At 34.9% G+C, this 26844-nt stretch carries 24 protein-coding genes and 1 tRNA gene; 16 read left to right on the top strand and 9 right to left on the bottom strand.

All coding sequences use genetic code 11. The features are described from left to right. Positions 1 to 38: 38 nt before the first annotated feature. The gene (locus STA7437_RS21310) at positions 39 to 2096 is read left to right on the top strand and encodes a prolyl oligopeptidase family serine peptidase (protein ID WP_015195460.1); all 2058 of its coding nucleotides are present in this window, start codon (positions 39 to 41) and stop codon (positions 2094 to 2096) included. A gap of 262 nt (positions 2097 to 2358) precedes the next feature. Beyond that, positions 2359 to 4023: a chaperonin GroEL gene (groL, locus tag STA7437_RS21305; RefSeq protein ID WP_015195459.1), complete on the top strand. Its 1665-nt coding sequence runs from the start codon at positions 2359 to 2361 to the stop codon at positions 4021 to 4023. 269 nt (positions 4024 to 4292) lie between these two features. Here groL and STA7437_RS21300 read toward each other — a convergent pair. Both STA7437_RS21300 and STA7437_RS21295 read right to left on the bottom strand, forming a co-directional pair. Next, a tRNA-Thr gene (locus STA7437_RS21300) sits at positions 4293 to 4365 on the bottom strand. A 192-nt stretch (positions 4366 to 4557) separates the two neighbouring features. Beyond that, a complete protein-coding gene (locus STA7437_RS21295) occupies positions 4558 to 5205 on the bottom strand; it encodes a response regulator transcription factor (RefSeq protein WP_041620286.1) in 648 nt (215 codons plus the stop codon). A 379-nt stretch (positions 5206 to 5584) separates the two neighbouring features. Between STA7437_RS21295 and STA7437_RS21290 the strand changes: the two genes are divergently transcribed. Next, a complete protein-coding gene (locus STA7437_RS21290) occupies positions 5585 to 6169 on the top strand; it encodes a nitroreductase family protein (protein ID WP_015195457.1) in 585 nt (194 codons plus the stop codon). A gap of 53 nt (positions 6170 to 6222) precedes the next feature. Here STA7437_RS21290 and ligA read toward each other — a convergent pair whose 3' ends face one another. Next, positions 6223 to 8253 (bottom strand): NAD-dependent DNA ligase LigA, encoded by a 2031-nt coding sequence (gene ligA / locus STA7437_RS21285; RefSeq protein WP_015195456.1) that lies wholly within the window; start codon positions 8251 to 8253, stop codon positions 6223 to 6225. Positions 8254 to 8476: 223 nt separating this feature from the next. After that, the gene (locus STA7437_RS21280) at positions 8477 to 9517 is read right to left on the bottom strand and encodes an isocitrate/isopropylmalate dehydrogenase family protein (protein ID WP_015195455.1); all 1041 of its coding nucleotides are present in this window, start codon (positions 9515 to 9517) and stop codon (positions 8477 to 8479) included. A 509-nt stretch (positions 9518 to 10026) separates the two neighbouring features. Here STA7437_RS21280 and STA7437_RS21275 point away from each other — a divergent pair. Together STA7437_RS21275 and STA7437_RS21270 are read left to right on the top strand one after the other, a co-directional pair. Beyond that, the gene (locus STA7437_RS21275) at positions 10027 to 11229 is read left to right on the top strand and encodes an argininosuccinate synthase (RefSeq protein ID WP_015195454.1); all 1203 of its coding nucleotides are present in this window, start codon (positions 10027 to 10029) and stop codon (positions 11227 to 11229) included. 75 nt (positions 11230 to 11304) lie between these two features. Beyond that, positions 11305 to 11913 (top strand): TIGR04282 family arsenosugar biosynthesis glycosyltransferase, encoded by a 609-nt coding sequence (locus STA7437_RS21270; RefSeq protein ID WP_015195453.1) that lies wholly within the window; start codon positions 11305 to 11307, stop codon positions 11911 to 11913. 60 nt (positions 11914 to 11973) lie between these two features. Here STA7437_RS21270 and STA7437_RS21265 read toward each other — a convergent pair whose 3' ends face one another. From STA7437_RS21265 to STA7437_RS21255, 3 genes are all read right to left on the bottom strand, one after another. Further along, positions 11974 to 12330: a hypothetical protein gene (locus STA7437_RS21265; protein ID WP_015195452.1), complete on the bottom strand. Its 357-nt coding sequence runs from the start codon at positions 12328 to 12330 to the stop codon at positions 11974 to 11976. Positions 12331 to 12457: 127 nt separating this feature from the next. Next, positions 12458 to 13384, bottom strand: a complete 927-nt coding sequence (accD, locus tag STA7437_RS21260) for an acetyl-CoA carboxylase, carboxyltransferase subunit beta (RefSeq protein ID WP_015195451.1) — start codon at positions 13382 to 13384, stop codon at positions 12458 to 12460. 31 nt (positions 13385 to 13415) lie between these two features. Beyond that, the gene (locus STA7437_RS21255; protein WP_015195450.1) at positions 13416 to 13622 is read right to left on the bottom strand and encodes a hypothetical protein; all 207 of its coding nucleotides are present in this window, start codon (positions 13620 to 13622) and stop codon (positions 13416 to 13418) included. Between the two features lie 291 nt (positions 13623 to 13913). Here STA7437_RS21255 and STA7437_RS21250 point away from each other — a divergent pair, with 291 nt between their 5' ends. The 3 genes from STA7437_RS21250 (at position 13914) to STA7437_RS21245 (ending at position 15915) form a co-directional block, all read left to right on the top strand. Further along, positions 13914 to 14249, top strand: a complete 336-nt coding sequence (locus STA7437_RS21250; protein WP_015195449.1) for a hypothetical protein — start codon at positions 13914 to 13916, stop codon at positions 14247 to 14249. A 202-nt stretch (positions 14250 to 14451) separates the two neighbouring features. Continuing rightward, positions 14452 to 14625 carry a hypothetical protein gene (locus tag STA7437_RS26680; protein WP_015195448.1) on the top strand — a complete coding sequence of 58 codons (174 nt, stop codon included), beginning with the start codon at positions 14452 to 14454 and terminating at the stop codon, positions 14623 to 14625. Between the two features lie 30 nt (positions 14626 to 14655). Continuing rightward, positions 14656 to 15915, top strand: coding sequence for a BaiN/RdsA family NAD(P)/FAD-dependent oxidoreductase (locus STA7437_RS21245; RefSeq protein WP_015195447.1), 1260 nt, complete (start codon positions 14656 to 14658; stop codon positions 15913 to 15915). Between the two features lie 56 nt (positions 15916 to 15971). Here the strand turns inward: STA7437_RS21245 and STA7437_RS21240 are convergent, their stop codons facing one another. Beyond that, the gene (locus tag STA7437_RS21240) at positions 15972 to 16490 is read right to left on the bottom strand and encodes a DUF29 family protein (RefSeq protein WP_015195446.1); all 519 of its coding nucleotides are present in this window, start codon (positions 16488 to 16490) and stop codon (positions 15972 to 15974) included. Positions 16491 to 16761: 271 nt separating this feature from the next. On the opposite strand from STA7437_RS21240, the gene rpsO reads away from it, so the two are divergent. The 3 genes from rpsO to aroF all read left to right on the top strand — a co-directional run bounded on the left by rpsO (position 16762) and on the right by aroF (position 18752). After that, positions 16762 to 17031, top strand: a complete 270-nt coding sequence (gene rpsO, locus STA7437_RS21235; protein ID WP_015195445.1) for a 30S ribosomal protein S15 — start codon at positions 16762 to 16764, stop codon at positions 17029 to 17031. Between the two features lie 18 nt (positions 17032 to 17049). Continuing rightward, positions 17050 to 17517 (top strand): PAM68 family protein, encoded by a 468-nt coding sequence (locus STA7437_RS21230; RefSeq protein ID WP_015195444.1) that lies wholly within the window; start codon positions 17050 to 17052, stop codon positions 17515 to 17517. Positions 17518 to 17693: 176 nt separating this feature from the next. Beyond that, complete coding sequence (gene aroF, locus STA7437_RS21225) at positions 17694 to 18752, top strand: 3-deoxy-7-phosphoheptulonate synthase (protein ID WP_015195443.1); 1059 nt, start codon at positions 17694 to 17696, stop codon at positions 18750 to 18752. Between the two features lie 61 nt (positions 18753 to 18813). On the opposite strand, the gene STA7437_RS21220 is transcribed toward aroF, so the two are convergent. Continuing rightward, positions 18814 to 19068 carry a hypothetical protein gene (locus STA7437_RS21220; protein ID WP_015195442.1) on the bottom strand — a complete coding sequence of 85 codons (255 nt, stop codon included), beginning with the start codon at positions 19066 to 19068 and terminating at the stop codon, positions 18814 to 18816. A 693-nt stretch (positions 19069 to 19761) separates the two neighbouring features. Between STA7437_RS21220 and STA7437_RS21215 the strand changes: the two genes are divergently transcribed. The 5 genes from STA7437_RS21215 (at position 19762) to STA7437_RS21195 (ending at position 26804) form a co-directional block, all read left to right on the top strand. After that, positions 19762 to 22923 (top strand): alpha-mannosidase, encoded by a 3162-nt coding sequence (locus STA7437_RS21215; protein WP_015195440.1) that lies wholly within the window; start codon positions 19762 to 19764, stop codon positions 22921 to 22923. Positions 22924 to 22964: 41 nt separating this feature from the next. Next, positions 22965 to 23438, top strand: a complete 474-nt coding sequence (locus STA7437_RS21210) for a CYTH domain-containing protein (protein WP_015195439.1) — start codon at positions 22965 to 22967, stop codon at positions 23436 to 23438. A gap of 307 nt (positions 23439 to 23745) precedes the next feature. After that, complete coding sequence (locus STA7437_RS21205; RefSeq protein ID WP_015195438.1) at positions 23746 to 24561, top strand: inositol monophosphatase family protein; 816 nt, start codon at positions 23746 to 23748, stop codon at positions 24559 to 24561. Between the two features lie 89 nt (positions 24562 to 24650). After that, positions 24651 to 25424, top strand: coding sequence for an ABC transporter permease (locus STA7437_RS21200; protein WP_015195437.1), 774 nt, complete (start codon positions 24651 to 24653; stop codon positions 25422 to 25424). A 159-nt stretch (positions 25425 to 25583) separates the two neighbouring features. Beyond that, positions 25584 to 26804 carry an ATP-binding response regulator gene (locus STA7437_RS21195; RefSeq protein ID WP_015195436.1) on the top strand — a complete coding sequence of 407 codons (1221 nt, stop codon included), beginning with the start codon at positions 25584 to 25586 and terminating at the stop codon, positions 26802 to 26804. The last annotated feature ends 40 nt before the right edge of the window (positions 26805 to 26844 follow it).

The raw sequence follows: 26844 nt of genomic DNA, 5'->3' as shown, positions 1-26844 counted from the left end.
TAATTTAATTCAAAAAAAATATCTATTACTTGGTTATCATGTCTAATTTTAATTATCCTTTGAGTAAGGAAACTGAAGAGCGCGATCGCTTTTTTAATATAGAAATAAAAGACCCTTATCGTTGGTTAGAAAATCCTGATAGTGATGAAACTAAAGCTTGGGTTGAGGCACAGAATGAAGTTACTTTTGGTTATTTATCTCAACTGGAAATTAGGGAAAAATTAAAAGATAGAATTACTCAATTATGGAATTATGAAAAATTTGGTATTCCTTTTAAAGAAGGCAACCGCTATTTTTATTTTAAAAATGATGGTCTACAAAATCAAAGTGTTTTATATACTTTAGAATCTTTAGACGGCGAACCAAAAGTATTATTAGACCCAAATAAATTATCAGCAGACGGAACAGTTGCTTTATCTAGTTTAGCAATTAGTGATGATGGAAAATCAATGGCTTATGGTTTATCAACTGCTGGTTCGGATTGGATTGAATATAAAGTAAGAGATGTGGAAACAGGAAAAGATTTAGTCGATCATCTCAAGTGGATTAAATTTTCTGGTGCATCTTGGACAAAAGATAATCAAGGCTTTTTTTACAGTCGCTATGATGAACCTAATGAAAAAACTAAATTAGAAGAGGTTAATTATTATCAAAAACTTTACTATCATCGGTTAGGAACAGAACAATCTGAAGATATTTTAATTTATCATCGCCCTGACCAAAAAGAATGGGGTTTTAGTGGTAGTGTTACAGAAGATGGACGTTATTTAGTAATTAGTGTTTGGCGCGGTACCGATCCAAAAAATTTGATTTTCTACAAAGATTTACAAGAACCCTTATCAGAAATCATTGAATTAATTAATGAATTTGAAGCCAATTATGATTTGATTGATCACGATGATTCAATTTTTTGGTTTAGAACAGATCTAGATGCACCTAAAGGAAAAATAATTGCAATTGATATTAATAGTCCTGATAAAAATAACTGGCAAGAAATTATTCCCGAAGCCGAAGAAACTCTCGGAGGAATTGCTACACTTAATAATCAATTTGTAGCTGATTATCTCAAAGATGCGCGATCGCAGGTTAAAATTTTTAGTTTAGATGGTACTTTTATTCGTGAAGTAGATTTACCTGGTATTGGTTCTGCGGGTGGTTTTAATGGCAAAAGAACCGATACCGAAACCTTTTATGCTTTTACTAGTTTTACTACTCCCGCTACTATTTATCGCTACGATTTGGTAACAGGAAAAAGTACGATCTTTCGTCAGCCAACCGTAGATTTTAATCCCAATGATTATGTAACCAAACAAGTCTTTTATCCTAGTAAAGATGGAACAAATATCCCCATGTTTATTACCCACAAAAAAGACTTACAACTAAATGGAAATAATCCCACTTGTCTCTATGGTTACGGTGGTTTTAGCGTTTCTCTTACCCCCAACTTTTCTATTGCTAACTTAGTCTGGATGGAATTAGGAGGCATTTATGCCGTACCTAACTTACGAGGTGGTGGTGAATACGGTGAAGAATGGCATCAAGCAGGCACGAAAGAGAACAAACAAAACGTCTTCGATGACTTTATTGCAGCAGCAGAATGGTTAATTACTAATAAATATACCTCCTCTAGCAAACTTGCGATCGCTGGTGGTAGCAATGGAGGTTTATTAGTCGGTGCTTGTATGACTCAACGTCCAGACTTATTTGCAGCAGCCTTACCCGCAGTAGGAGTAATGGATATGTTGCGTTTCCATAAATTTACCATCGGTTGGGCGTGGTGTTCTGAATATGGTAGTCCCGAAAATGAGTCAGAATTTAAGACACTATATTCCTATTCTCCTTTACATAATCTCAAATCAGGAACAAAATATCCAGCAACTATGATTACTACCGCCGATCACGATGACAGAGTTGTACCCGCCCACAGTTTTAAATTTGCAGCAGCTTTACAAGCAGCCCATGCAGGAGATAATCCCGTGTTGATTCGCATTGAAACCAAAGCTGGACACGGTGCAGGCAAACCTACAGCCAAAATTATCGAAGAAATTGCCGATCAATGGGCTTTTTTAGTTGATAATCTGAAAGTAGAAACGTAACCTGTTAAGTCTCTACAGGTAAATCAACCGAAAAATTAGATGCAGCTTAGAAGGTACGGTAATTTGGGTAAGGAAAACACCCATAATTATTGCTTGACAGATGGTAAATTTGACCAAGCCAGAAAACTTTTTAGGCTTAAAACCAAGCAATAGCAAAGCTTTGAAAATTTAAAGCTCGATCTTAATAAATTTCTTAGCACTCTCTCTTTAAGAGTGCTAAATTTGCATAAGGAAACACGATCAAATTTCAAGACAAAATTCTATGGCAAAAATTATCTCGTTTAAGGAAGAGTCAAGAAGATCGTTAGAAAAGGGTGTAAACTCCCTAGCTAATGCAGTTAAAATTACTCTTGGTCCCAAAGGGCGCAATGTTTTATTAGAAAAGAAATTTGGCGCACCCCAAATCGTTAACGATGGAATTACCGTTGCCAAAGAAATTGAATTAGAAGATCCTTTAGAAAATACTGGTGCTAGATTAATTCAAGAAGTCGCTTCTAAAACTAAAGATATTGCTGGAGATGGTACAACTACCGCAACAGTTATTGCTCAAGCATTAATCAAAGAAGGTTTAAAAAATGTCACCGCAGGGGCTAATCCTGTAGCATTAAGAAGAGGTTTGGAAAAAACCACTGCTTATTTAGTCAAAGAAATCGTAGCTGTAGCCAAACCAGTAACAGGAGATGCGATCGCACAAGTAGCCACCGTTTCGGCTGGTAATGACGAAGAAATCGGGGCAATGATCGCTGAGGCGATGGATAAAGTAACTAAAGATGGCGTGATTACCGTTGAAGAATCAAAATCTTTAGCTACAGAATTAGATGTAGTTGAAGGAATGCAACTTGATCGCGGTTATATTTCTCCTTATTTTATTACTGATCAAGAAAGACAACAGGTTAATTTTGATAACGCCTTAATCTTGATCACTGATAAGAAAATTGGTGCGATCGCCGATTTAGTTCCTGTCTTAGAAAAAGTTGCTCGTTCCGGTCAACCTTTATTAATTATTGCTGAAGATTTAGAAGGTGAAGCTTTAGCTACTTTAGTTGTTAATAAAGCTCGTGGTGTTTTAAATGTAGCTGCGATCAAAGCTCCTTCTTTTGGCGATCGCCGTAAACAAATGCTTCAAGACATCGCCATCCTAACTGGTGGACAAATGATTTCTGAAGAAATCGGCTTGAGTCTAGAAATGGTTTCTCTTGAGATGCTAGGTAAAGCTGAAAAGATTACCATTGACAAAGAAAATACTACAATTGTTTCTGGTGGTGGTAAAACCGAAGAAATTCAAAAACGAGTTGCTCAACTACGCAAACAATTAGAAGAAACTGATTCCGAATACGACGCAGAAAAATTACAAGAACGCATTGCTAAACTCGCTGGTGGTGTTGCTGTTATTAAAGTTGGTGCAGCTACTGAAACCGAACTCAAAGACCGCAAACTTCGTATTGAAGACGCACTTAACGCTACTAAAGCTGCGGTAGATGAAGGAATTGTTCCTGGCGGTGGTACAACTCTAATTCATTTGGCGAATAAAGTTGTTGATTTTAAAAATCAATTAAGCAACGACGAAGAAAAAGTTGCTGCTGATATTTTTGCTAAAGCTTTGGAAGCTCCCTTACGTCAGTTAGCTGATAATGCTGGAGTAGAAGGAACAGTTATTGTTGAGCGAGTTAAAAATACGGACTTTAACGTTGGTTACAATGCTTTAACTGGTCAATTAGAAGATTTGATTGCTGCTGGTATTATTGACCCAGCTAAAGTAGTTCGCTCTGCGGTACAAAATGCAGCCTCTATTGCTGGTATGGTTTTAACTACAGAAGCATTAGTAGTAGAAAAACCCGAACCTCAAGCTCCCGCAATGCCTGGTGGTATGGATGGCATGGGCGGAATGGGCGGAATGGGTGGCATGGGTGGTATGGGCATGATGTAATGCTCGATTTAACCTATGATCCTTAAGCCTAATTAATTGTTAAACAGTCTGTTGGTTTCAGCAGGCTGTTGTTTTTTAGCTCAGATGAGCTTATAGCTTTTCATGCCTTTACAGATTAGACATGAATTTAAAGAATTGATGAAGAGGATTGACTTAAACTACGTATTTGGGGAATAGTTGGGGAATAGATGTAAATCCCAATTCATCTCTAAGTAGTTAGCTCAGGGCTAGAGACGCTGGGTTGTAATAAACGTCAAGGGTTTCAGATAAGCTGGTGACAGGATTTGAACCCGCGACCGGCTGATTACAAATCAGCAGCTCTACCAACTGAGCTACACCAGCAACAAGAATTAATTATATACAGATATCTAAAAAATAGCAAGGTTATTTAATTATCTGGCTTTTTAATTCTCAGACACCTTTTATTGTTCTCAACCGACAAAATCTGAGGGCAACCTTATGGTTACCCTAGATATCAGTAAGATGATCCAATTAGTTAATTTGATTTGCCAAGAGATAACTGATGCTTTCGATTTAAGCCATATTACTTTCAATTGCCCAACGTGCTAACTCAGTACGGTTATTTAAGCTAGTTTTGTTGAGCATATTAGAAACATGGCTTTCAATTGTCCGTTGACTGACGTTAAGTTGTTCAGCAATTTCACGATTAGCCATGCCTTTAGCGACTAACTGCACTACCTTTAACTCTGTTGGAGTGAGTTCGACATTATGGGGAACTTGGATTGTTGCTACTCCGTCTATGCCTCTAGCACGACCTTGCTCCCAACGTTTGATTTGATTGAGAGAAGACTCTACCTGTGCTACTAATTCTTCTGGTTCAAAAGGTTTAACCATATAAACATCAGCACCTTCGTTTAAACCTTTGACTCGGTCTTGACTTTGCCCTTTAGCCGACAGAAACAGTACAGGAATTCTATTTGTCCGAGGTTCTTGTCGAATATGTTGAACTAAAGAATAACCATCCATTTCGGGCATCATAACATCGCAAATAATCATATCGGGGATACTCTGCTCTAGCAAATCTAAAGCTTCTCTCCCATTTTCTGCTGTCATGACGTTATAGCCCCTAAATTCAAGATAGTCTTTAACCAGTAAGATTAGGTTAGGGTCATCGTCAATAAGTAGTAATTTTTTACTATCTCTTTGAGAGTTTTCTTTCATAAGTAACACTTTTGATTCTGCTGCTATTTCTGTGTGCATTTTTTGTTCCCCATATTATTTATTGAAATGCGAGGGGTCTTACTGATATCTATTTTTAAGCATCTGTTAATTTAACTAGACATAAGCAAGCAAGTAATAGGAATTACACTATAGTAATATTGAGTCGATCATTTAATTTGATTGTTTTTTGTAAACACGGATTTGGTATCAATCTTGATTAGGTGATATTAACCTTAAGTTTTGATAACCGCAAAAGTACAATCAACTAATCAATAATACTCTGATTATTGTCGATCTGTCTTGTGCTATTAATCTAAGTATAATTACTCTTAAGATATCTAACATAGGTTTTGCTGAAAGAAAAAGTTAATGTTTTAATATGTCTGATTTTACTCAACAAATTACTGAATTAATTAGAACGCGTCGTTCGACTAAACCTCGTTGTTTTAACGGAAAAAGAATAGAAGATTCTCTAGTTTGGGAAATTTTAGAAAATGCTAATTGGGCTCCTACCCATGGCTTAACTCAGCCTTGGAGATTTAAAGTTTTTACTGGTTCTAGTTTGGAAAAGTTGGCAAACTTTCAAGCAGATTTATATAAAAAACTGAGTGAAAATACTAATTTCAAACTAGAAAAGTATGAAAGAATGAAGACAAATATTCTTAAGTCTTCTCACGTAATTGTTATTTGTATGAAACGACAAATATCCGAACAAATACCTGAAATTGAAGAAATAGAAGCAGTAGCTTGTAGTGTACAAAACATGGCTTTAACAGCTACTGCCTATGGTATTTGCAGTTTTTGGGGTTCTGGAGGAGTGACTTATACTCAAGAATTAAAAGATTTCCTTGGTCTGGAACAACAAGATTATTGTCTTGGTTATTTATACTTAGGGTATAGCGATCGCCTTAGTCTGACAAGTCGTCGCGATCCAATTAAGCAAAAAGTAGAATGGTTTGATTAAAATTTAGCAAAACTTAATTTAGGGATTTTTGGAAGATTTAAAAATATTATAGTTTAAGTTTTAAGTAACTCTAAAAGTTGATTTTCATCAAGTTGAGGAATATTAAGTTCTTGGGCTTTAGCTAATTTAGAACCTGGATTTTCTCCTATTACTAAATAGTCAGTTTTATTACTAATTGAATTAGTTACTTTTCCTCCTGCTTGTTCGATTAAATCTTTGGCTTCATTACGTTTAAGGGTGGTTAAAGTACCAGTAATGACAAAAGTTTTACCAGTAAAAGTATTTGCAGTTAGATTAGATTGAGTCTTGCTCGAAGAATTATGGTGTTTAAATTGCAATCCTGCTTTTTGTAAAGCTGATACTAAAAGTTGATTAGCAGGAATTCTAAACCATTGGAAAACTGATTGAGCAATCTCTTCTCCTATTCCATAAACTGCTTCCAAAGATGCTACAGATGCGGTGGATAAGGTTTCAATGGTGGGAAAGTTTTGAGCTAATAATTTGGCATTAACGCTACCAACATAGCGAATTCCTAAACCGTATAAAACTCTAGCATAGGGTTGATTTTTAGAATCAGCGATCGCTTTAAGCAATTTCTGGGCGGATTTTTGTCCCATTCTTTCTAATGCAGCAATTTGTTCTATTTCCAAAGAGTAAAGATCGGCAATAGATTTGACTAGGTTTTGTTTTATGAGAAGGACAACAATTTTTTCTCCCAAACCCCTAATATCTAAAGCATCACGGGAAGCCCAATGAATTAGACTCCCTCGTAAAATAGCTGGACAAGAACTATTGACACATCTAGTTACTGCTTCTCCCTTCGGACGAATTAATTGAGAATTACATTCGGGACAATGAGTAGGCATTTGGTAGGGTTGCGTATCAGGAGGGCGCAATTGAGACATTACCCTTACTACTTCAGGAATAATTTCCCCTGCTTTACGGATAATTACCGTATCGCCAATACGGAGATCTAATTCAGAAACGCGATCGCTATTGTGAAGAGTTGCCCTTTGTACGGTAGTTCCTGCTAGTTGAACTGGTTGCATCACAGCCATTGGGGTTACTGCGCCAGTTCTACCGACATTGACAATGATATCCTTAACTATAGTAGGAGCTTCTTCGGCTGGATACTTAAGTGCGATCGCCCAACGAGGAAATTTTTGAGTAAAACCTAATCTTTGTTGTAGAGAGTAACTATTGAGTTTGACGACGACTCCATCGGTTAAATAAGAAAGATTACGTCTAGCTGTATCCCATTCTTGATAATATTCTTCTACTTCTGCTAGAGACTTACACAATTTACGGTTAGGATTTACCCGAAATCCCATTTTTTGTAATAACTCTAAAGATTCCCATTGAGAAGTAGGATGATTCGGATGATTGGGAAGATGCAAAGTATAAGCAAAAAAATTCAATTTACGTTTATCGACGACTTTAGCATCCAACTGTCGTAAAGTACCAGCAGCAGCATTACGAGGATTAGCAAATAAAGCTTCTCCAGATTGTTCCCGCTCTTGATTAATTTTTTCAAAAACTGCGATGGGTAAAAAAGCTTCTCCCCTTACTTCTACTATAGAGGGTGGGTTATCTAAATTGAGTCGCAAGGGAATAGTTCTAATAGTACGGATATTCTGAGTAATATCTTCCCCTGTCACTCCATCTCCTCTAGTAACGCCTCGAACTAAAATGCCATTTTCATAAGTTAAAGCCAAAGCAGAGCCATCAATTTTTAACTCACACACATAGGCAAAATCCTGAACATCTGGTGCTTGTCGTTGCCATCTTTCTTGCCATTTGGCTAATTCTTGCTGATTAAAAGCATTTTCTAAACTATAGAGAGGAATATTGTGTTTAACTGAAGTAAATTGCGAAGCGGGTTGATCTCCAACTCGTTGAGTTGGGCTATCAGGAGTAATTAGTTCTGGATATTGAGTTTCTAAATCTTGTAATTGACGATAGAGTTGATCATAGACAGCATCCTCCATAATCGGATTGTCCAGGACATAATAAGCATATCCTGCTTGAATTAATTGTTGTTTCAGTTGAACTACTTTTTGTTGAATTTCTGGTGTTGCTGTCACGGTTATTGCTCTACAGTAAATTAACAATTACCAATCTAGTATATTAGTACTTTTAAGAAGAAGAATAAGCAATTTAATTGGATGTAATAAAAAATATCCACGGCTTTTACACTGATGAACGCCGATGGAATTATTGGTTAGTAGTGTTAATGGTTGATAAGTGATAACGGGTGTGCTTTCCAAGCTCAAATTACTAAATTTATATTACGAATTAATAAAAGTATTATTGATACATTTCTTGAATAAAAAGATTTGTAAAAGTTTTGGTATTAACTAATATTTCTGATTCAGTTTGAGAATATAAATCGGCTGTACGATAACCTTTTGCTAATAAATTTTCTTGGGTTTGGATTAGCTTTTGGGCTGCTTGATTTTCTCCCCATTGTTGTAGCATTAATCCTACCGCATTAAAAGTTCCTAAAGGATTAGCAATGCCTTTTCCTGCTAAATCTGGTGCTGTTCCATGAACTGGTTCGTACATTCCAAAACCATTGGCATTAATACTAGCTGAACCTAATAAACCTATCGAGCCGACTAAAGCTCCACCAAGATCGCTGAGGATATCTCCAAATAAATTACCAGCTAGAATAACATCAAAATGTTGAGGATTAATAACTAACTGCATGGCTAAAGTATCAACTAGCATTGGTTCAATTTTAACATCGGGAAAATTATGTGCTTCTGCTTTTACTAAAGCACTCCAAGGCAGATGAGGTAAAGCATTTTGTTTATGAGCAACTGTTAGTAATTTTTTTCTTTGTTGGGCTTTTTGTAAAGCAAATCGAGCAATTCTTTTGATTTCCCAATCATAATATTTCATGGTGTGATAACCATAATCACCTTGTTCATCTTTTCCTCTTCCTGCTGCACCAAAATAAATTCCGCTCACTAATTCTCGAACAAAAAGAAGATCTACACCAATTAATTTCTCAGCTTTAAGACTAGATTTATCTAATAAACTAAGAAGAGGACGAACGGGACGAACATTGAGATAAAAATCAAATCTTTTTCTTAATTCTAATAATCCTCCTTGACTAACTGCACCAAATAAAATTCCATCAGAATTTTGACATAATTTAGCAGTAAGTTCTGGAAAATAATTTCCTAATTGTTGATAAGCTGATTTGCCGATTAAACCATAATTGATATCTAGAGAGAATTGATAAATTTTAGCTAATTCTTGTAAAACTAAGACAGCAGCATCAACAACTTCTGTACCGATTCCTTCTCCAGGTAAGACTGTAAGTTGGTATTCTTTTTTCATTAATACATAAAAGTATAAATTTTGATTTGAATTGGATATTAGTTAATAATTTTTAGCTTAGTTCAAAAACATTTAATTTATAAAACTAACAGCTTGAATAAAAGATTGTAAAAAAAGTATTTTTCAAGACACTATTGTTTTGAAATTTGTATGGTTGAGCTTACTTAGTTTGATTAATACTTTTAATTAGTCCTCAAAGGGCGAGTGCGCGGTCAGCTTCGCTGGCGCAGAAGCGATCGCGTCGCAAGTAAAAAAAGCAAGACCACAAATAATTGGTTTAACAATGTTTTTTTACTAAGCAGAAAAAGCATGAGAGATTTTTGACATACTTAGAACTCATTTAAGCATCTTTCGAGAGCCTCAAGTGCAAGTATTAGCAACGTAAATCAAGCTTTGCTAAGAACGAATTATTTAATTAACATGATGAAAATAGTCTGTGGTTATCAAATGTTGTTGCTCTGTTTTAGGTAAAATAGCGCATTAGTCGTTGTATAGGGTTAATAAATATTATGGGTCGCGCGGAAAGAGTGGTGCTGGCATACTCTGGCGGAGTAGATACTTCTGTCTGTATTCCTTATTTAATCAATGAATGGGGTGTCAAAGAAATAATCACTTTAGCAGCAGATTTGGGGCAAGGAGAAGAACTCAAACCAATTCAAGAGAAAGCTTTAAAATGTGGAGCGGTAGAATCTTTGGTGGAAGATGCCACAGAAACTTTTGTGAAAGATTATGCTTTTCCTGCCATTTGTGCTAATACTCTTTATGAAAATCGTTATCCCCTCTCCACAGCTTTAGCTCGTCCTCTGATTGCCAAATTATTAGTCGATGCTGCCGAAAAATATGGAGCGGATGCTGTAGCACATGGTTGTACAGGTAAAGGAAACGATCAAGTTCGTTTTGATGTCGGCATTATGGCACTCAATCCCAAGCTAAAAGTTTTAGCACCAGCGAGGGAATGGGGAATGAGTAGAGAAGAAACTATTGCTTATGGAGAAAAATTTGGGATTGAATCTCCTGTTAAAAAATCTTCTCCCTATAGTATCGATCGCAACTTACTCGGACGCAGTATTGAAGCAGGACCGTTAGAAGATCCCATGACAGAACCCCCAGAAGAAATTTATGCGATGACTAGAGCGATCGCAGATACTCCGAATGAACCAGAATATATAGAAATCGGTTTTGAAAGAGGAATTCCTGTTAGTGTAAATGGCAAAACGCTCAATCCTATTGAACTGATTTCTCAATTAAACGACATCGTTGGTAAACACGGAGTAGGACGAATCGACATGATTGAAAACCGTGTTGTCGGGATTAAATCGCGGGAAATTTACGAAACTCCTGCTTTACTCGTCTTAATTAACGCTCATCGGGATTTAGAAAGTCTTACTTTAACTGGAGATGTCACTCGTTACAAACGAGGCATTGAACAAACTTATAGTGAATTAATCTATCAAGGATTATGGTACAGTCCTTTAAAAACTGCTCTTGATGCTTTTATTCAAACTACTCAAGTTAATGTTTCTGGTACTGTCAAAGTTAAATTGTTTAAAGGAAATGCCATGATCGTCGGTCGTCAATCGGATAATTCTATTTATGCTCCCGATTTAGCTACTTACGGTGCAGACGACGAATTCGACCACAAAGCTGCTGAAGGTTTTATTTATATTTGGGGTCTACCTACTAAAGTTTGGGCGCAAAAAACTAAAGGATAAGCTTTAATCATCATTTGAGTAGGGATGGGGTTAGAAAGATTTTTGACACCTCATCCTTTTTGAAACTTCTTGATTATGGAAAAATGCCTAATCATCTTTAGTCGTTATCCCGAACCTGGCAAAACCAAAACGCGGATGATTCCGGTATTAGGTGCAACAGGTGCAGCAAATTTACAACGTCAAATGACAGAACATACTTTGAAACAGGTTCAGCAACTGCAACAATTTGGTTCTGTAGAAATAGAAATTCATTTTACAGGTGGTAATCACCAATTGATGAGCGAATGGTTAGGTAAAAATATAGCCTATTATTCCCAAATTACAGGAGATTTAGGCAAAAAAATGGAGTTTGCTTTTGCCCAAGCATTTAATAGGGGAAAACAAAAAGTAGTCATCATTGGAATAGACTGTCCCGATCTCAATTCATTAATTTTAAAAACAGCATTTGTTGCACTTCAACAGCAAGATTTAGTTCTAGGTGTTGCTGAAGATGGCGGTTATTACTTAATTGGGTTAAATCGCCTCGTACCTGAATTATTTAAAAATATTAGTTGGGGAAGCGGTCGCGTTTTGGCACAAACTGAAGCAATTGCCAAACAATTAGGTCTAAATATTGGTTATCTTCCTCAATTACGAGATATAGATCGTCCTGAAGATTTGTCAATTTGGCAAAAATATCAATAAAAGGTTGATAACTGGTGTAGAGACGTAACACGTCGCGTCTCTACTGATAACGGTTTTTAATTATTTACTATTACCCAATCCTAAAAAATCTTTGAACCATTCAAAAAATCTCGCTACATCATTGGCGGAAATTTTTAGTAAAGATAAAATGCCAACCACGATTAAAATTGTGCCGATCAAAAAGTTTTTTTCGTATAAAGATAAACCAACAACAACGATGAAATAAGGAGAAACAATTCGACTAATTTTTTCTACCGCCAGAACTAATTCAGATTTTTCCTCTAATTCAGGTTCTTTTTCTTTTTGTAGCACAGTATCTTGTTGCGTAATTACTGGTTCGGGTTGAGGAATTGAAAGTTTAATATCTTGTAAGTTAGGCTGTTCTGGTTTTTGTGGTTCACGGGGTTTTCCAAACATTGCTCGCTCTCAAATGCTAACTGGTTTAAGCTTATGGTAGCTACAAATTTGAATAGTTATACAGACAAAAAAAGGCAACAACTGCCTTTATAAAAATCAAATTAATTCAGTTTAGGTAGTCATTGAGCTAAATAGCTTGATGCATAGCCCGATGATTATCATTATTCGTATATTCTAAATGAGACATCAAAGGATAAAAAGGTTGATGAAGACTAATTAATTGTGCCAAAGTTCTTTTCAATTGAGTACGAGGAACGATCGCATCAATAAAACCATGTTGTAATAAATATTCAGAAGTTTGAAATCCTTCAGGTAATTTTTCTCTAATAGTTTGTTCAATAACTCTTCTTCCTGCAAAAGCGATCGTTGCTTTAGGTTCGGCGATAATTAAATCACCTAACATAGCAAAAGAAGCAGTCACACCACCAGTAGTAGGATGAGTTAAAACAGGAATATATAATAAATTAGCTTCTTGATGAAGATGAAGTGCGCCAGAAATTTTTGCCATCTGCATTAGACTCAACATTCCTTCTTGCATTCTTGCGCCACCAGAAGCACAAACAATGATGACAGGAAAACGTTCTGCTGTAGCGTGTTCGATCAAACGGCAAAGTTTTTCCCCCACTACAGAACCCATACTACCGCCCATAAAACGGAAATCCATCACTCCTAAAGCAACAGGTAAGCCATCTAGTAAACCAGTACCGATTTTTACCGCATCAGTTAAACCAGTTTTTTTCTGATATTCAGTAATGCGATCGCGATAAGGTTTACGATCTTTAAATCCTAACGGATCGGTAGGGCTAATTTCTTCAGCTAGAGGTTTCCACGTATTAGTATCAATTAACTGGCGAATGCGTTCGTCACTATCAACCATCGAATGATATCCACACTCGCTACAAACTAACTGATTTGCTTTGAAATCCTTAGTATAGGCAACAGTGGCACATTTTTGGCATTTTGTCCAAAGTCCGTCAGCAATTTCCCGTTCTTTTTTAGTTTGAATTGCGGGTTCTGTTTTTCTAATGTTGGCAAACCAATCAAATAAAGACATATTCTTAAGACTATTTTCTCAATTAAGCTTTTTAATGATCTTCAGGGGAACTCAATAATAGCAAGGCTGTCCATTGATTTTTAGTATGAACTTGTAAAGCTGCTTGACTTCCCTGTCCGAAGTATATACCTACACCGATATCAATAACACGACTGGGAATATCATAGGCTGCTAAAATTTGTTGCATTAACTCTGCCTCCCAGCGAGCTTTGGTCATCCTTACTGTAATCCAAGACACGGTTTTATCTGAATTTCAACTCTAATTAAAAAGTTATTGGTTAATGATGCGTATATTAATAGATAAATTGGATGTGATTTAAGTTTATTTTAAAGGAAAGAGAAAATAAAAAAAATCTGGTCACCTTTTTGAACTAATCTTCCCGATTTTATGCTTCCTTGCTTTGTATCGAATGAGGAAGCTTGCCAGAAAACAATTTTATTTTTTTTGGTTCTAGCTGCATAAAATGATTGAGTCTGACATAACTAGAGAGTGAAGATAAAAAATTAATTACCTTAGAGGTCTAGAAAAATGAAAAAAACTGCTCTCATCATCTCCACTCTTGCTTTAGCTCTTTCTCCCGTAGCTGCTTTTGCCCAACAAGCTCAAAACAGCGTTCAAGCTGGTTCAAATAGCGCATTAACTCAAGGTTACGGAAATATCGTCGATCAAACTGTCTCTAACGATTTAACTCAAACTCAAGTTGGCATCGGAGGTTTTTCCGTTGATCCTCAAATTCAAACCTCTGTTCAAGCTGGTCAAAACGTTGGTGTTGCAGTCGGTGAAGGCAACGTAATTAATCAAGGCGTTCATAACAATGCTGACCAATTCCAATCTGACTTTGAAGTTCCTGCTTTTCCTTACTAATTTTCGTTCAGAAAATTCATAAACTCTCTTTACTCTGCTATACCGAGGTCATTAAATGACCTCAATTTTTTTTTATAGATCTAGATGTTTTTTCCTAACTTATAAATTTTTAATAAAAAAATTAATGATATTCACAAATTAAATAGGATTGTTATAGTTAGCTAATTGCTACCATAAATCTTAGTTTGATTAATTAGAAGTAATGTCTATAATTCTCAAAACATTTATTATTTCTTCAGCAACTTTTGCTCTAGTCTATTTACTTAGAGGCTTTGGGATTCTTTCTTTTTTACCAGGAGGAATTATTTTAATCTTGTTATTAATAACTATTGGTTCTGGTTTAACTTGGGGAATTGCCAAAACTAGAAGATTTTAATTAATATTTTGTATTCTCAACAAATAACTCATGAATGTAATAGTAATTGGCGGTGGTGCAGCAGGATTTTTTGGTGCCATTGCTTGTGCTACGGCTAATCCTCATTTGAAAGTTACTTTACTCGAAGCTGCTCGTCAACCTTTAGCAAAAGTCAGAATTTCTGGTGGTGGTAGATGTAATGTAACTCATCACTGTTTTGATCTGGCTGAATTGATCCAAAATTATCCCAGGGGAGGAAAAGCTTTACGGAGTGCATTTGCTCGTTTTCAACCAAAAGATACAATTAATTGGTTTGAATCTCGGGGAGTTAAATTAAAAACAGAAAGCGATGGGCGAATGTTTCCCATTACAGATAATTCCGAAACTATTGTTAATTGTTTAATTGAAGAAGCTAAACAAGTAGGAGTAATTTTAAAAACAGGTGTTGCTGTTCAAAACATTAGAAAAGACCCCACAGATAATCAATTTCAAATAGAGCTAAAAAATGGAGAAATTTTAAAATGTAATTGCGTTTTAATAGCAACAGGTAGCAATCGATTAGGTTATCTTTGGGCAAAAAATTTAGGACATACTATTGAATCTCCTGTACCTTCTTTGTTTACTTTTAATCTGAAAGATAGTCGTTTGCAAGATTTAGCAGGAGTCAGTGTAGATTCTGTTCGAGTTCGTTTATTAACTTCAGAGAAACATAAATTAGAACAAACAGGAGCTTTGCTAATTACTCATTGGGGAGTTAGTGGCCCTGCCATTTTAAAATTATCTGCCTGGGGAGCTAGAATTTTAGCAGCACATAATTATCAACTTCCCTTAGAAATTAATTGGTTACCTCAAGAAAATTTGGAAACCGTTAAAGAAAAATTACTAATAACTAAAACTACTCATTCTCGAAAAAAAATCTTAAATTATTGTCCTGTAGGATTACCAAAACGGTTGTGGCACAATTTAGTTAATTACGTTGACATTAATCCAGAAAAAACTTGGACAGAATTAAGTAAAAAAGAACTGCATCAATTAACAGAAGAAATTATTCGCGGACAATATCAAATCAAAGGTAAAGGAGTATTTAAAGAAGAATTTGTTACATGTGGAGGTATTAATCTCAAAGAAATAAATTTTAAGACTATGGAAAGTAAAATCTGTCCAGGACTTTATTTTGCTGGTGAAATTTTAGACATTGATGCCGTTACAGGTGGTTTTAACTTTCAAAATGCTTGGACAACTGCTTGGATAGCTGGAAATGATATCTCATTGCGCCTATGCTGTGGGCCTGCGAAGCAAATTAATAAATAAAACTAACTTTTATTGTTTTCTTCAATTTTACTATTTTAAAAGGAAATAATAAGACTTTATATTCTTCTTTCTAGCCACTCTTTTCCTCCAGGTAAATTAATAAAATATTCTCTAATAACAGACAATAAATCTTTAGTTGAATATTGATAAGAAAAATTTATTAAAGACGACGCTGTTTTGATAATTTGTTCTTTGTCGACAATCTCTTCCAATTGAATAGGAGTATATGTACCACCACAGACTTCTATACTAGCTTCTAAAATTGCTACTTCAAAAGCTTCTTCTAAATATTCAGACCAGTTATCTTGATCAATATAGTAAGATTTTTTATTGTCTTTTAAATTGAGTTTTTTAATTTGTCTGACCGAATCACTTATCGAAGCTGCCCAAGAATTTGTTAAGCGTTTTTCTACTTGATTTTTAATTAAATGAATTAAGAGGCGAACTAGAAAAGATTCAAGATTACGTAAAATTGCTTGTTTGCCCATTCCTTCTAATTCATCAACAATCTCCAGTGCATCTTGATAGCGTCCTTCAACTATACTTTGCCTGAGATCGATTAATTCTTGAACCATAATATTAAACCTATTTATATGTTCTCAGAAGACTGAATTGATCATCATTACGTTAAGGTAGATCGGTAAAAATTAGTATTTAATTACTTATTAATATGTTAGAACAAATAGACTACACAAGAGGTGAAAAGTCTAAGTCTTAATTTGACTGAAACCAATACTGCTCTTTCCTTTGCATAAATTCTATTTTTTCTCGCTTCAACACTCCAGTTATCAAAAAAACGATGGTAACATAGTAGTTTGCAGTGTTATACAAACCTTAACTGAGACTATGAGCTTAACTCAACAACGTAAACAAGAATTGATGTCCGAATATCAAATTCATGAAACCGATACTGGTTCTGCTGATTTACAAGTTGCGATTCTTACCGAGAGAATTAATCAACTAACTCAACACCTTAAAAATAATGATAAAGACCACTCATCCCGTCGTGGACTATTGAAAATGATTGGTCGTCGTAGAAATCTCCTGTCTTACATTCAAAATAAAGACCAAGAACGTTATCAAAAACTAATTGCTCGTTTAGGTATTCGCCGTTAATTATTTACCTAAAAAATTATGTCTTCTGAATCAAAACGGGGTCGTCTTCCTTTTGAACCCCGTCAAAATAAGAAAAAAAAGCCCAAAAAAGAACCTGCTGCTGTAAATAATACAGTAGCGGAATCACCCAAAACAGCAACTAAATCTGAAGCTAGTATTGGAGCTATTCCTAATGCAGTGAGTAAGCGCATGGCTCGCCGAATGGCTATGTTCTGTACTGTTCCCACTGGTTTGGGAATGTTGTCCTTTGTGCTTTTTTACGTGGTAAAAACTAATGATTTATTAGAATTGCCTTCCTTTGTTCCTCTAATCGTTAGCATTAGCTTTTTTGGGATCGGAATGATTGGTTTAAGTTACGGCATTCTTTCTGCTTCTTGGGATGAAAAACGCACAGGTACTTGGTTAGGAATAGAAGAGTTTAAAATTAATTGGCAACGAACAATTGCTGCTTGGCAAGCTTCGCGGAAAACTACCCAAGAAGATTAATTTTATTGAGCTTAATCCTCCAATTCCAACTGAAAAATGACTACCATGTCTTCTATAGTGAAGCGATGAATCGAGAATCCTAAAAGTTGAATGATCAAAACAAATACTTCAAAATTCGGGCTTCATCTTCATAATTCATCGTTTTTTGGTCGTCTTCATCCTTAAGGAACTTAGATATGATTGTCGTAATGAAAGTTGGTTCTCCAGAATTGGAAATAGAACGTGTCAGCACCGAACTCCAAGAATGGGGACTAACACCAGAAAAAATTATTGGTAAACATAAAGTAGTGATCGGATTAGTAGGTGATACAGCTTCTTTAGATCCTTTACAAATACAAGAAATTAGCCCTTGGATTGAAGAGGTATTACGTGTAGAAAAACCTTTTAAGCGAGCTAGTCTAGAATTTCGTAATGGAGAATCAAGTCAAGTCATTGTTCCAACTCCCGATGGTGCAGTAAGTTTTGGCAAGAATCATCCTGTCGTAGTTGTAGCTGGCCCTTGTTCGGTTGAAAACGAAGGTATGATCGTTGAAACAGCCAAACGAGTCAAGGCAGCAGGAGCAAAGTTTTTGAGAGGAGGAGCGTATAAACCTCGCACCTCTCCTTATGCCTTCCAAGGACATGGTGAAAGTGCTTTGGAATTGTTGGCAGCAGCTAGAGAAGCGACTGGTTTAGGAATTATTACGGAAGTAATGGATGCTGCTGATTTGGAAAAAATAGCAGAAGTCGCCGATGTTGTTCAAGTAGGGGCAAGAAATATGCAAAATTTTGCCCTGTTAAAAAAAGTCGGAGCGCAAAATAAACCCGTATTATTAAAACGCGGTATGTCTGCTACTATCGATGAATGGTTGATGGCAGCTGAATATATTTTGGCAGCAGGTAATCCTAACGTTATTCTTTGTGAACGAGGTATTCGTACTTTTGATCTGCATTATGTTCGTAATACCCTCGATTTGTCAGTTTTACCTGTTCTTCGTTCTTTGACTCATTTACCAGTAATGATCGATCCTAGTCATGGTACGGGTAAAGCAGAATATGTTCCCGATATGGCAAAAGCTGCGATCGCAGCAGGAACTGATTCTTTGATGATCGAAGTACATCCCAACCCAGCTAAGGCTCTTTCCGATGGCCCTCAATCTCTTACTCCCGAACGTTTTGACCATTTAATGCAAGAGTTGGAAGTAATGGCTAAAGTCATGGGACGTTGGGCAGAATCACCTATGGCGATCGCTTAAAAGACTAACGAAGGAGCAGAGGAGTAACGAAGAGTAATTAATAATAAGACTAGGTTTCTTGTTATCTCCTTTTCTCCTCTTCTTCCTCCATTGTTTCTAAAATAAACAAACGGGCTAATCTATCATAAGTTCCAGCACCGATATACTGTGGATATTTATGAGAACGGCTGTAAATCCAAATTAGTTCTTTTTCGTGATAAATCCGAATATCTGCAAATAAGCTTTTACAATTAGGAATTAAGGCTTTAGCATAATCTAGAGCTTCTGTCCAACGCTCAAACTCTTGCTCGCTATTTTGATAAACTACTTTAAACATAATCAGATTAACTAAAAAATAAATTGCTTTACATATTGTTATAGATTTAATCAAAAGAGGCAAATGGAGAATTATCAATCGTTAGATTTATTGTTTGGTGGGTTAGCGTTATTTATTGTTATTGCTGGTTTAATAATGTTATTTCAAGGTATGGCAAGTTTTGGAGATAAAGAGAAATAAATTTTTTTTGAATAACTAAGTTTATTTTAATAATTAATTAGAAAGAGCTTATTTTTTTTTGTTGCAAATCTTGGGTAGAAGTTTATATAAAATCCAAACATGAACGCTACAAATTAATACTCCTACTTCCTCTACTTTTCATCTGTAGCAAATTTTAAAGTATTTCATATTAGCCCTGCACAACCAGCACATAAATTTATTCGGAGCATAAATTTAACAATTTGATATTAAAAATTAAGAAATTATAGTATTTTTAATTGTTTGATTTTACTAAGTAAAGATAATTATTTGAAATCAAAGGATTATTACCATAAAATAAAATTTTATTACTTAATTTATATTTAATGTCATTATGTAAACGAACTTAATTCAATCCCTATATCTTACAATTACATCAAATTATTGTTAGCGATCGCGTATTAACAAGTATCTTCTTCAAGATTATGGTAGATAACAAAATATTGTTGAGTTGAAAGTAAAATTGTTAATCAAGCACAATTTTTATAATTAATTATGTCTGATTTTCTAATTGCTCAAATCACTCAAATTGTACAAAGATTATCAGCCTTGACTAAAATTGATCTTCAAAATAATTGGCATTATACAAATTTTGATTTTGCATTTGAGTCAGAGAACTTAATAGCATTAAATTTAAATGAATGGCAAAATATTGTACTCAATGAGCGAAGATATATTGTTTGGGAAAAAGGACGTAAAATTTATTGGTTAGCTCAAAAAATTATTGTTCCTGAACATCTACAAAACTATCCTGTAACAGGATTAAATTTGCGTTTAGTTCTAACTTGGTGGGCAGAAGATGCCCAAATTTTTGTTAACGGAAAGTTGGTTCAACAAGGAGACTTGTTTGATTCTTCTACTAGAATTTTATTAACTAATAATGCTCAACCTGGTGAAGAATTTGTAATTGCTATTCGCTTAATTAGTCCAGGACATGACATTGGTGCATTAATGCGATCGCATTGTGTTTATGAGAGTAATTATAATCAAATCGATCCTGGTTTTGTAGCAACCGAATTATCTATTCTCTCTAAATATTTAAATCAATTTGAACCAGAAAAATTAATTGTACTCGCTAGCGAAATTGAAAAAATAAAATGGAATTTAGTTCTTGATGCTGAGGAGTTTAATCGCCATCTCAATCATTTACGTCAGCGATTATTACCTTTAGCTAAAAATATTAAACAACGTTGTTTTTATCCTCTTGGTCATGCTCATTTAGACATGGCTTGGTTATGGACTACAAATGAAACTTATCAAGTTGCCGAAAGAACTTTTCAATCTGTTTTAAATTTACAACAACAGTTTCCTAATCTTACTTTTGGTCATACTACTTCTGCTCTTTATAAATGGATTGAGCAAAATCGACCAGAGCTATTTTCAGAGCTTAAAAAAGCAATTAAGCTAGGAAAATGGGAAATTTTAGGAGGAATGTGGGTAGAACCCGATGTTAATTTAATCAGTGGTGAATCGATTATTCGTCAACTATTTTATGGTCAAAAATATCTAGCAGAAAAGTTTGAACAAATTGCTACAATTGCTTGGTTACCTGATAGTTTTGGTTTTAGTTGGCAGTTACCTCAAATTCTTAAAGGTGCTGGCATCGATTACTTTGTGACAGGTAAGTTGCATTGGAATGATACAACTAAATTTCCTTATGGTTGTTTTTGGTGGGAATCTCCTGACGGCACCAAATTATTAACCTTGATGTCTCCTCCTAATGTTACAGGTGTAATGGATACTAATCCCATCACCATGACTAATTATGCAGTTGAATGGGAATCTCAAACAGGATTGCAAGATATCTTTTGGTTACCTGGAGTGGGTGATCATGGAGGAGGCCCTACTAAAGATATGTTAGAAGTAGCAGCAAAGTGGAATAATTCTCCTTTCTTTCCTCGAATTCAATTTACTACTGCCTCTCAATATCTAGCCAAAATCAACCAAACCAAGCTTTCTCTTCCAACTTGGCAGGATGAATTATATCTGGAACTTCATCGTGGTTGCTATACTACCCACTCTGATCAGAAAAAGTTTAATCGTTATTGTGAAGGATTACTTTATCAAGCAGAATTGTTTGCAACTCTCGCAAGTACCATTAATGAGAACAGGTTCGATTGCGGCACACTTTCCCATTATCTAGATAGTAACCCAAATTTTGTCAATAGTCAACCCTGGCAATCATTAATTGAGATTGCTTGGAAAAAAGTTTTATTCAATCAATTCCACGACATTTTACCTGGAACATCGATTCCTGAAGTATTTGCAGAAGCAAATCGAGATTGGCAAGCAGCAATAGAAATAGGGGAAACCATCCTTAAACAAGCTTTAAGTGCGATCGCGTCTCAAATCAAATTACCTGCACCGCCTCAACCTAATGCAAAACCAATTGTGGTTTTTAACTCTCTTAATTGGCAGCGAGATGAAGTTGTTAGTATTGCTGCGACTAAATCTAATTGGGAAGTATACGACTTACAAGGAAATAAACTGCCTTCTCAACTTAGTTGCGACAATCAATTATTATTTCTAGCAGAGGCAATTCCTTCGGTTGGTTATCGTCTGTTTTGGTTAGTTGCTAGTGAAGTCACTCATGCAAATTCATTTCCGAATCATTTTATTCTTGAAAATCAATACCTGAAAGTAAAAGTCAATCCCACCACAGGAGATTTAGATAGTCTGTTTGACAAGACTAATCAAAAAGAAATACTCCAAGGTGCAGGAAATCAACTACAAGCTTATCGCGATCGAGGACAATATTGGGATGCTTGGGATATCGATCCTAATTATCAACAATATCCCTTACCACCTGCAGAATTAATTGCGATTGAATGGTTAGACTACGGAACAATACAACAACGTCTACGAGTAATCAGAAAATTAGGTTCATCAGAATTTACTCAAGATTATCTTCTGCAAACCAATTCTCCTTCTCTAAAAATCACTAATGTAGTAAACTGGCAAGAAACTCAGGTAGTTGTCAAAGCTGCTTTTCCTTTTAATCTAACCAGTGATTATGCTACTTATGAAATTGCTTGCGGTGCGATCGCACGTGCTACCGAGCCTCAAACCAAAGTAGAACAAGCAAAATGGGAAGTACCAGCTTTAAAATGGGCAGATTTAACCGATTCTAATCAAAATTATGGAGTTAGCCTTCTTAATGACTGTAAATATGGTTACGATAGTCAAAGCGATCAATTACGTTTAACCTTGCTTCGTAGTTCTTTATGGCCAGATCCTACGGCAGACAAAGGAATACACCAGTTTACTTATGCTATTTATCCTCACATAGGTAGTTGGGAATTAGCAAGAACCGTTCATAAAAGTTACGAATTAAATATACCGCTTCAGGTAATTAATATAAATATTATTTCTTCAAAAGAACAACAATTATCTCCTGTAGGAAGTTTTTTAGATTTATCAGCAGAAAATTTAATTTTGATGGCACTCAAACCAGATCGAGAAACAAAAAATTTGATTTTACGTTGTTATGAATGTCATGGAAAAACAACCGAATTATATTTACAAGGAGATTTAGATTTAAATATAAAATATCCAGTTGATTTTTTGGAGCAATCAATATCTAATTCCTCTGCTTTGACTCATCCTAAATCTTATCAAGTTCAACCTTGGCAAATTATCAGCTTAAAAATGAGTTAACTTTCATTTAAAATACTTTTCAGAAATCAGGAAAATTGTTTATGCCAAAAGAAATAGAAAGAAAATATTTAGTTAAAGGAGAACAATGGCGTACTTTAGCAACAGGAATAATTTATCGTCAAGGATATATACCGACAGTAGGCAATCAAACTGTTCGAGTTCGCTTGATTGATAACCAAGGATATTTAACAATTAAAGGACCAAGAATTGGTATTTCTAGAACAGAATTTGAATATCCTATTCCTCTAGAAGATGCTCAAGAAATGCTACTTAATCTCTGTGTTAAACCTTTGATTGAAAAGAAAAGATATAAAATAAAATATCAAGATTTAATTTGGGAAGTTGATGAGTTTTTTGGCGAAAATGCAGGTTTAATTATTGCCGAAGTAGAATTGAAATCAGAAAATCAATTGATTCATTTACCAGATTGGATTGACCGTGAAGTAACTGATCCCAAATATTTTAATTCTAATTTAATTAAGCATCCTTACAGTAAATGGACAAGAAAACATTAAGTGATATATAGCCTTTCTCGCTCTTGGTGAGGTACACCATTACCAGTTACTAATTAGTAATTACTAATTATGAGGGATGAATAATCAACCATTAACATAAGCGAAGCGCACTACCGTAGGTCTCAACAATCAACTATCAACTATCACCTGAACTAATAAAAAAAACTAAAGCTTTAGTATATATCTTGGAGTTGTTATTGTTCTTTAATTATTAAGGTAAAAATGAAATAACGCTTTGGATTGGATCGCTAACAACTCGTGATCTAAAGATTGATACACTCAAAAACGAAGCAAAGCAAGATTAAATATGGAAAATTTTTGGGACAAAGTTTTACAATTCTGCCAAACTACAACTAAAACAGTAGGCGATCGCTTGATAGCTGATTTTGGAAAAATACAAGCAATTCAAAAAGAAGATGGTAGTCTAGTTACTAAAGCCGATCGCTCTTCTGATAACGAACTAAGAACAGCAATTATTAATACTTTCCCCGAGCATGGGGTATTAACAGAAGAAACCACCCAAATTTTTCCTGATTCTCAATGGTGTTGGATTGTCGATCCGATTGACGGCACAACTAATTTTACTCGTGGTGTACCGATCTGGGGAATTTCCCTAGGATTATTGTATGAGGGTACACCAGTTTTTGGTTTTGTTTATTTACCTCAACTGAGACAATCTTTTTACGGTTATTGGGGTGGCAATTCTGGATTAGAAATACCTACAGGTGCATATCTAAATAATCAACCAATTCATACCAATCAAGACTCTCCAAGCAAAAGTCATCTCTTTAACCTCTGCGCTCGTAGTACTGAAATACTGAAAAATCCTTTTCCTTGTAAAATTAGAATGATTGGCGTTGCCAGTTACAATTTACTTTTAGTAGCTGCGGGTGCAGCGATCGGTGGAGTAGAAGCAACTCCAAAAATCTGGGATTTAGCAGCAGTGTGGGTAATTGTGCAAGCTGCTGGTGGTAAATTTATCTTTTTAGACTCAAAACCCGTTTTTCCGCTGCAAATTGGTCAAAATTATGGAAATATTTCTTTACCTTGTTTAGTCGTCAGTCGAGCGGAATTAGTTACAGAGTTTTTACCTTTAGTAGAGTTTTTAGGCAAATCGAATTAGTTTTTACTTACCATGATTATTTTGTCGCGATTTCAGGGAAATATAAACAGTGTAAATCCTGAGATAATTTTATTCTGACGAAATAAACCATGAATGTAGTAAGAGTATTTACTATTGCTAAAAACGGTTTCCAAGAAGTAATCCGCGATCGCATTCTCTATTTTGTTGGTTTCTTTTCCTTATTACTAATTCTTGCCGTTCGATTAATTCCAGAAATTGCTGCGGGTACTCACGAAAAAATTTTACTAGATTTTGGTATTGCTGCAATTGCTCTATTAAGTGTAATAGTAGCGATCTTTGTTGGTACAAGTTTAATCAATAAAGAAATTGAAAAGCGTACTCTACTAATGTTAATTCCTAAACCAATTAGTCGAGCCGAATTAATTGTTGGCAAACATTTAGGATTAGTTGCAGTATTAGCTGTCATGGTAGGAATTATGATGACAATTTATTTAGCAATGATGAGCTTTTCTGCAATTGATTATCCTCTGGTAGCTTTAGCAATTTCTGCTGGTTACCTTTTGCTAGAGTTATCTTTATTAGTAGCAGTTGCAATACTTTTCGGTGTATTTACTAGTTCTATCTTGGCAACTCTCTTAAGTTTTGGTGTATATTTGATGGGACACTTTAGTCAAGACTTAGTAGAATTAGGTAAATTAAGCAAGAATGAAAGCATTGAAACTTTAACTACCAGTTTGTATTTAGTATTACCAGATTTATCTCGTCTCGATCTTAAAAATGAGGCTGTTTATGGTTTATTACCGAATTATACCGATTTATTTAGTCATGCTCTTTATGGTTTTCTGTATACCATTTTACTTTTAACCATTGCTATGATTATTTTCTCGCAAAAAGAGTTTTAGAAAACAGAAGGCTAAATTACATTCAAGAAGACTTTTCTTAAAAAAAGATTAATATCAATCCCAAAATTTACATCATCGATATCAATACAATATAAATTATAAATAGCATCTCACCAAGATTTACCGAACTAAGTTCAATCCTAGACCAAGCAATTTTTTATGTTTAATAGTTCTGGATTGAGTTTACAATTAGCACCCAAACTTAATTCGATCAACAATGTGAATCTGTTAATTTTGACAGACGAAGTTACTGAGCTAGAAGCTATCATTAAAACATTAGAAACGGCCGAGATAAGTTTTACTTATGAAGCTACTAATGTTGAAGAATCTTATCTTTATTTAGACAATCAAGTCTATGATGCTATTTTATACAATTACTGCTCATCTGAAAATGATTTTATTTGCGAGTCTCCCTTAGAGCGAATAGATTGGTGGCTGACTAATCCTATCAAAATCCCTTTAATTTTGATTACAGAGCTATTGGGAGATGAAATAGCTACTCAATGTATTCAATCGGGAGTAAGTGGCTACGTTTTAAAACACAAACTTCATAAACTACCGCGAATTTTAGAAAAAGCATTAATTAATTTTTTTCATTATCAACAACAACTTGAAGTCAAAAAACAACAAGAAGAATATATTAAAAAACTAGAACAAGAAAAGCGTGAGTGGCAGATAGCTGAAGCTACCAAACAAGAATTTATTTCTCATTTAAATCATGAACTTCGCAATCCCATCGCAGCAATTTTAGGGTTTGCTCGGATGTTAAAAGAAGAAATTTATGGTTCTCTTAATGCTAAACAAATGCAATATATTAGTGGTATTGCTAGCACAGGAGAACATCTTTTAGAGTTAGTTAATGACTATCTAGACTTAGCAAAATTAGAAGCTCAAAAAGAAGAATTGTTTTTAGAAAATTTAGCAGTCGAAGATATTTGTCGTGCTTCTTTAGCTATTGTTGAAGACAAAGCTCGACAAAAAGGAATAGATTTAATTCTGAACCTTGATAAAAAAGTAGATTTTTGTGTAGCCGATAAATTACGTTTAAAACAAATCTTAGTTAATTTACTTTCTAATGCAGTGAAGTTTACTCAAGAAGGTTCGGTTACATTACAAGTACAGTTCCACAAAAATATGCTTAAATTTGCTGTAATTGATACAGGAATTGGGATTTCTCCAGCAGACTGTCAAAAACTTTTTCAACCCTTCCAACAAATTCATACCCCTCTTCATCGTCTTCACAAAGGAACTGGTTTAGGATTAGCTTTATCTCAAAAATTAGCGAGACTGCATGGTGGTGATATTACTCTTGCCTCAGAAATTGGTAAGGGTAGTTGTTTTACTTTATCTATACCTCGTCTGGAAAAAAATCAATTATAACCTTGTTTATGGTTGATGGTTAATTAACAACTGATACTCC

The sequence above is a fragment of the Stanieria cyanosphaera PCC 7437 genome (genome assembly GCF_000317575.1).
In the GTDB taxonomy this organism is placed as follows: domain Bacteria; phylum Cyanobacteriota; class Cyanobacteriia; order Cyanobacteriales; family Xenococcaceae; genus Stanieria; species Stanieria cyanosphaera.
Note: the sequence above shows the minus strand (reverse complement) of the source record. Positions and strands in the feature narration are given on the sequence as shown.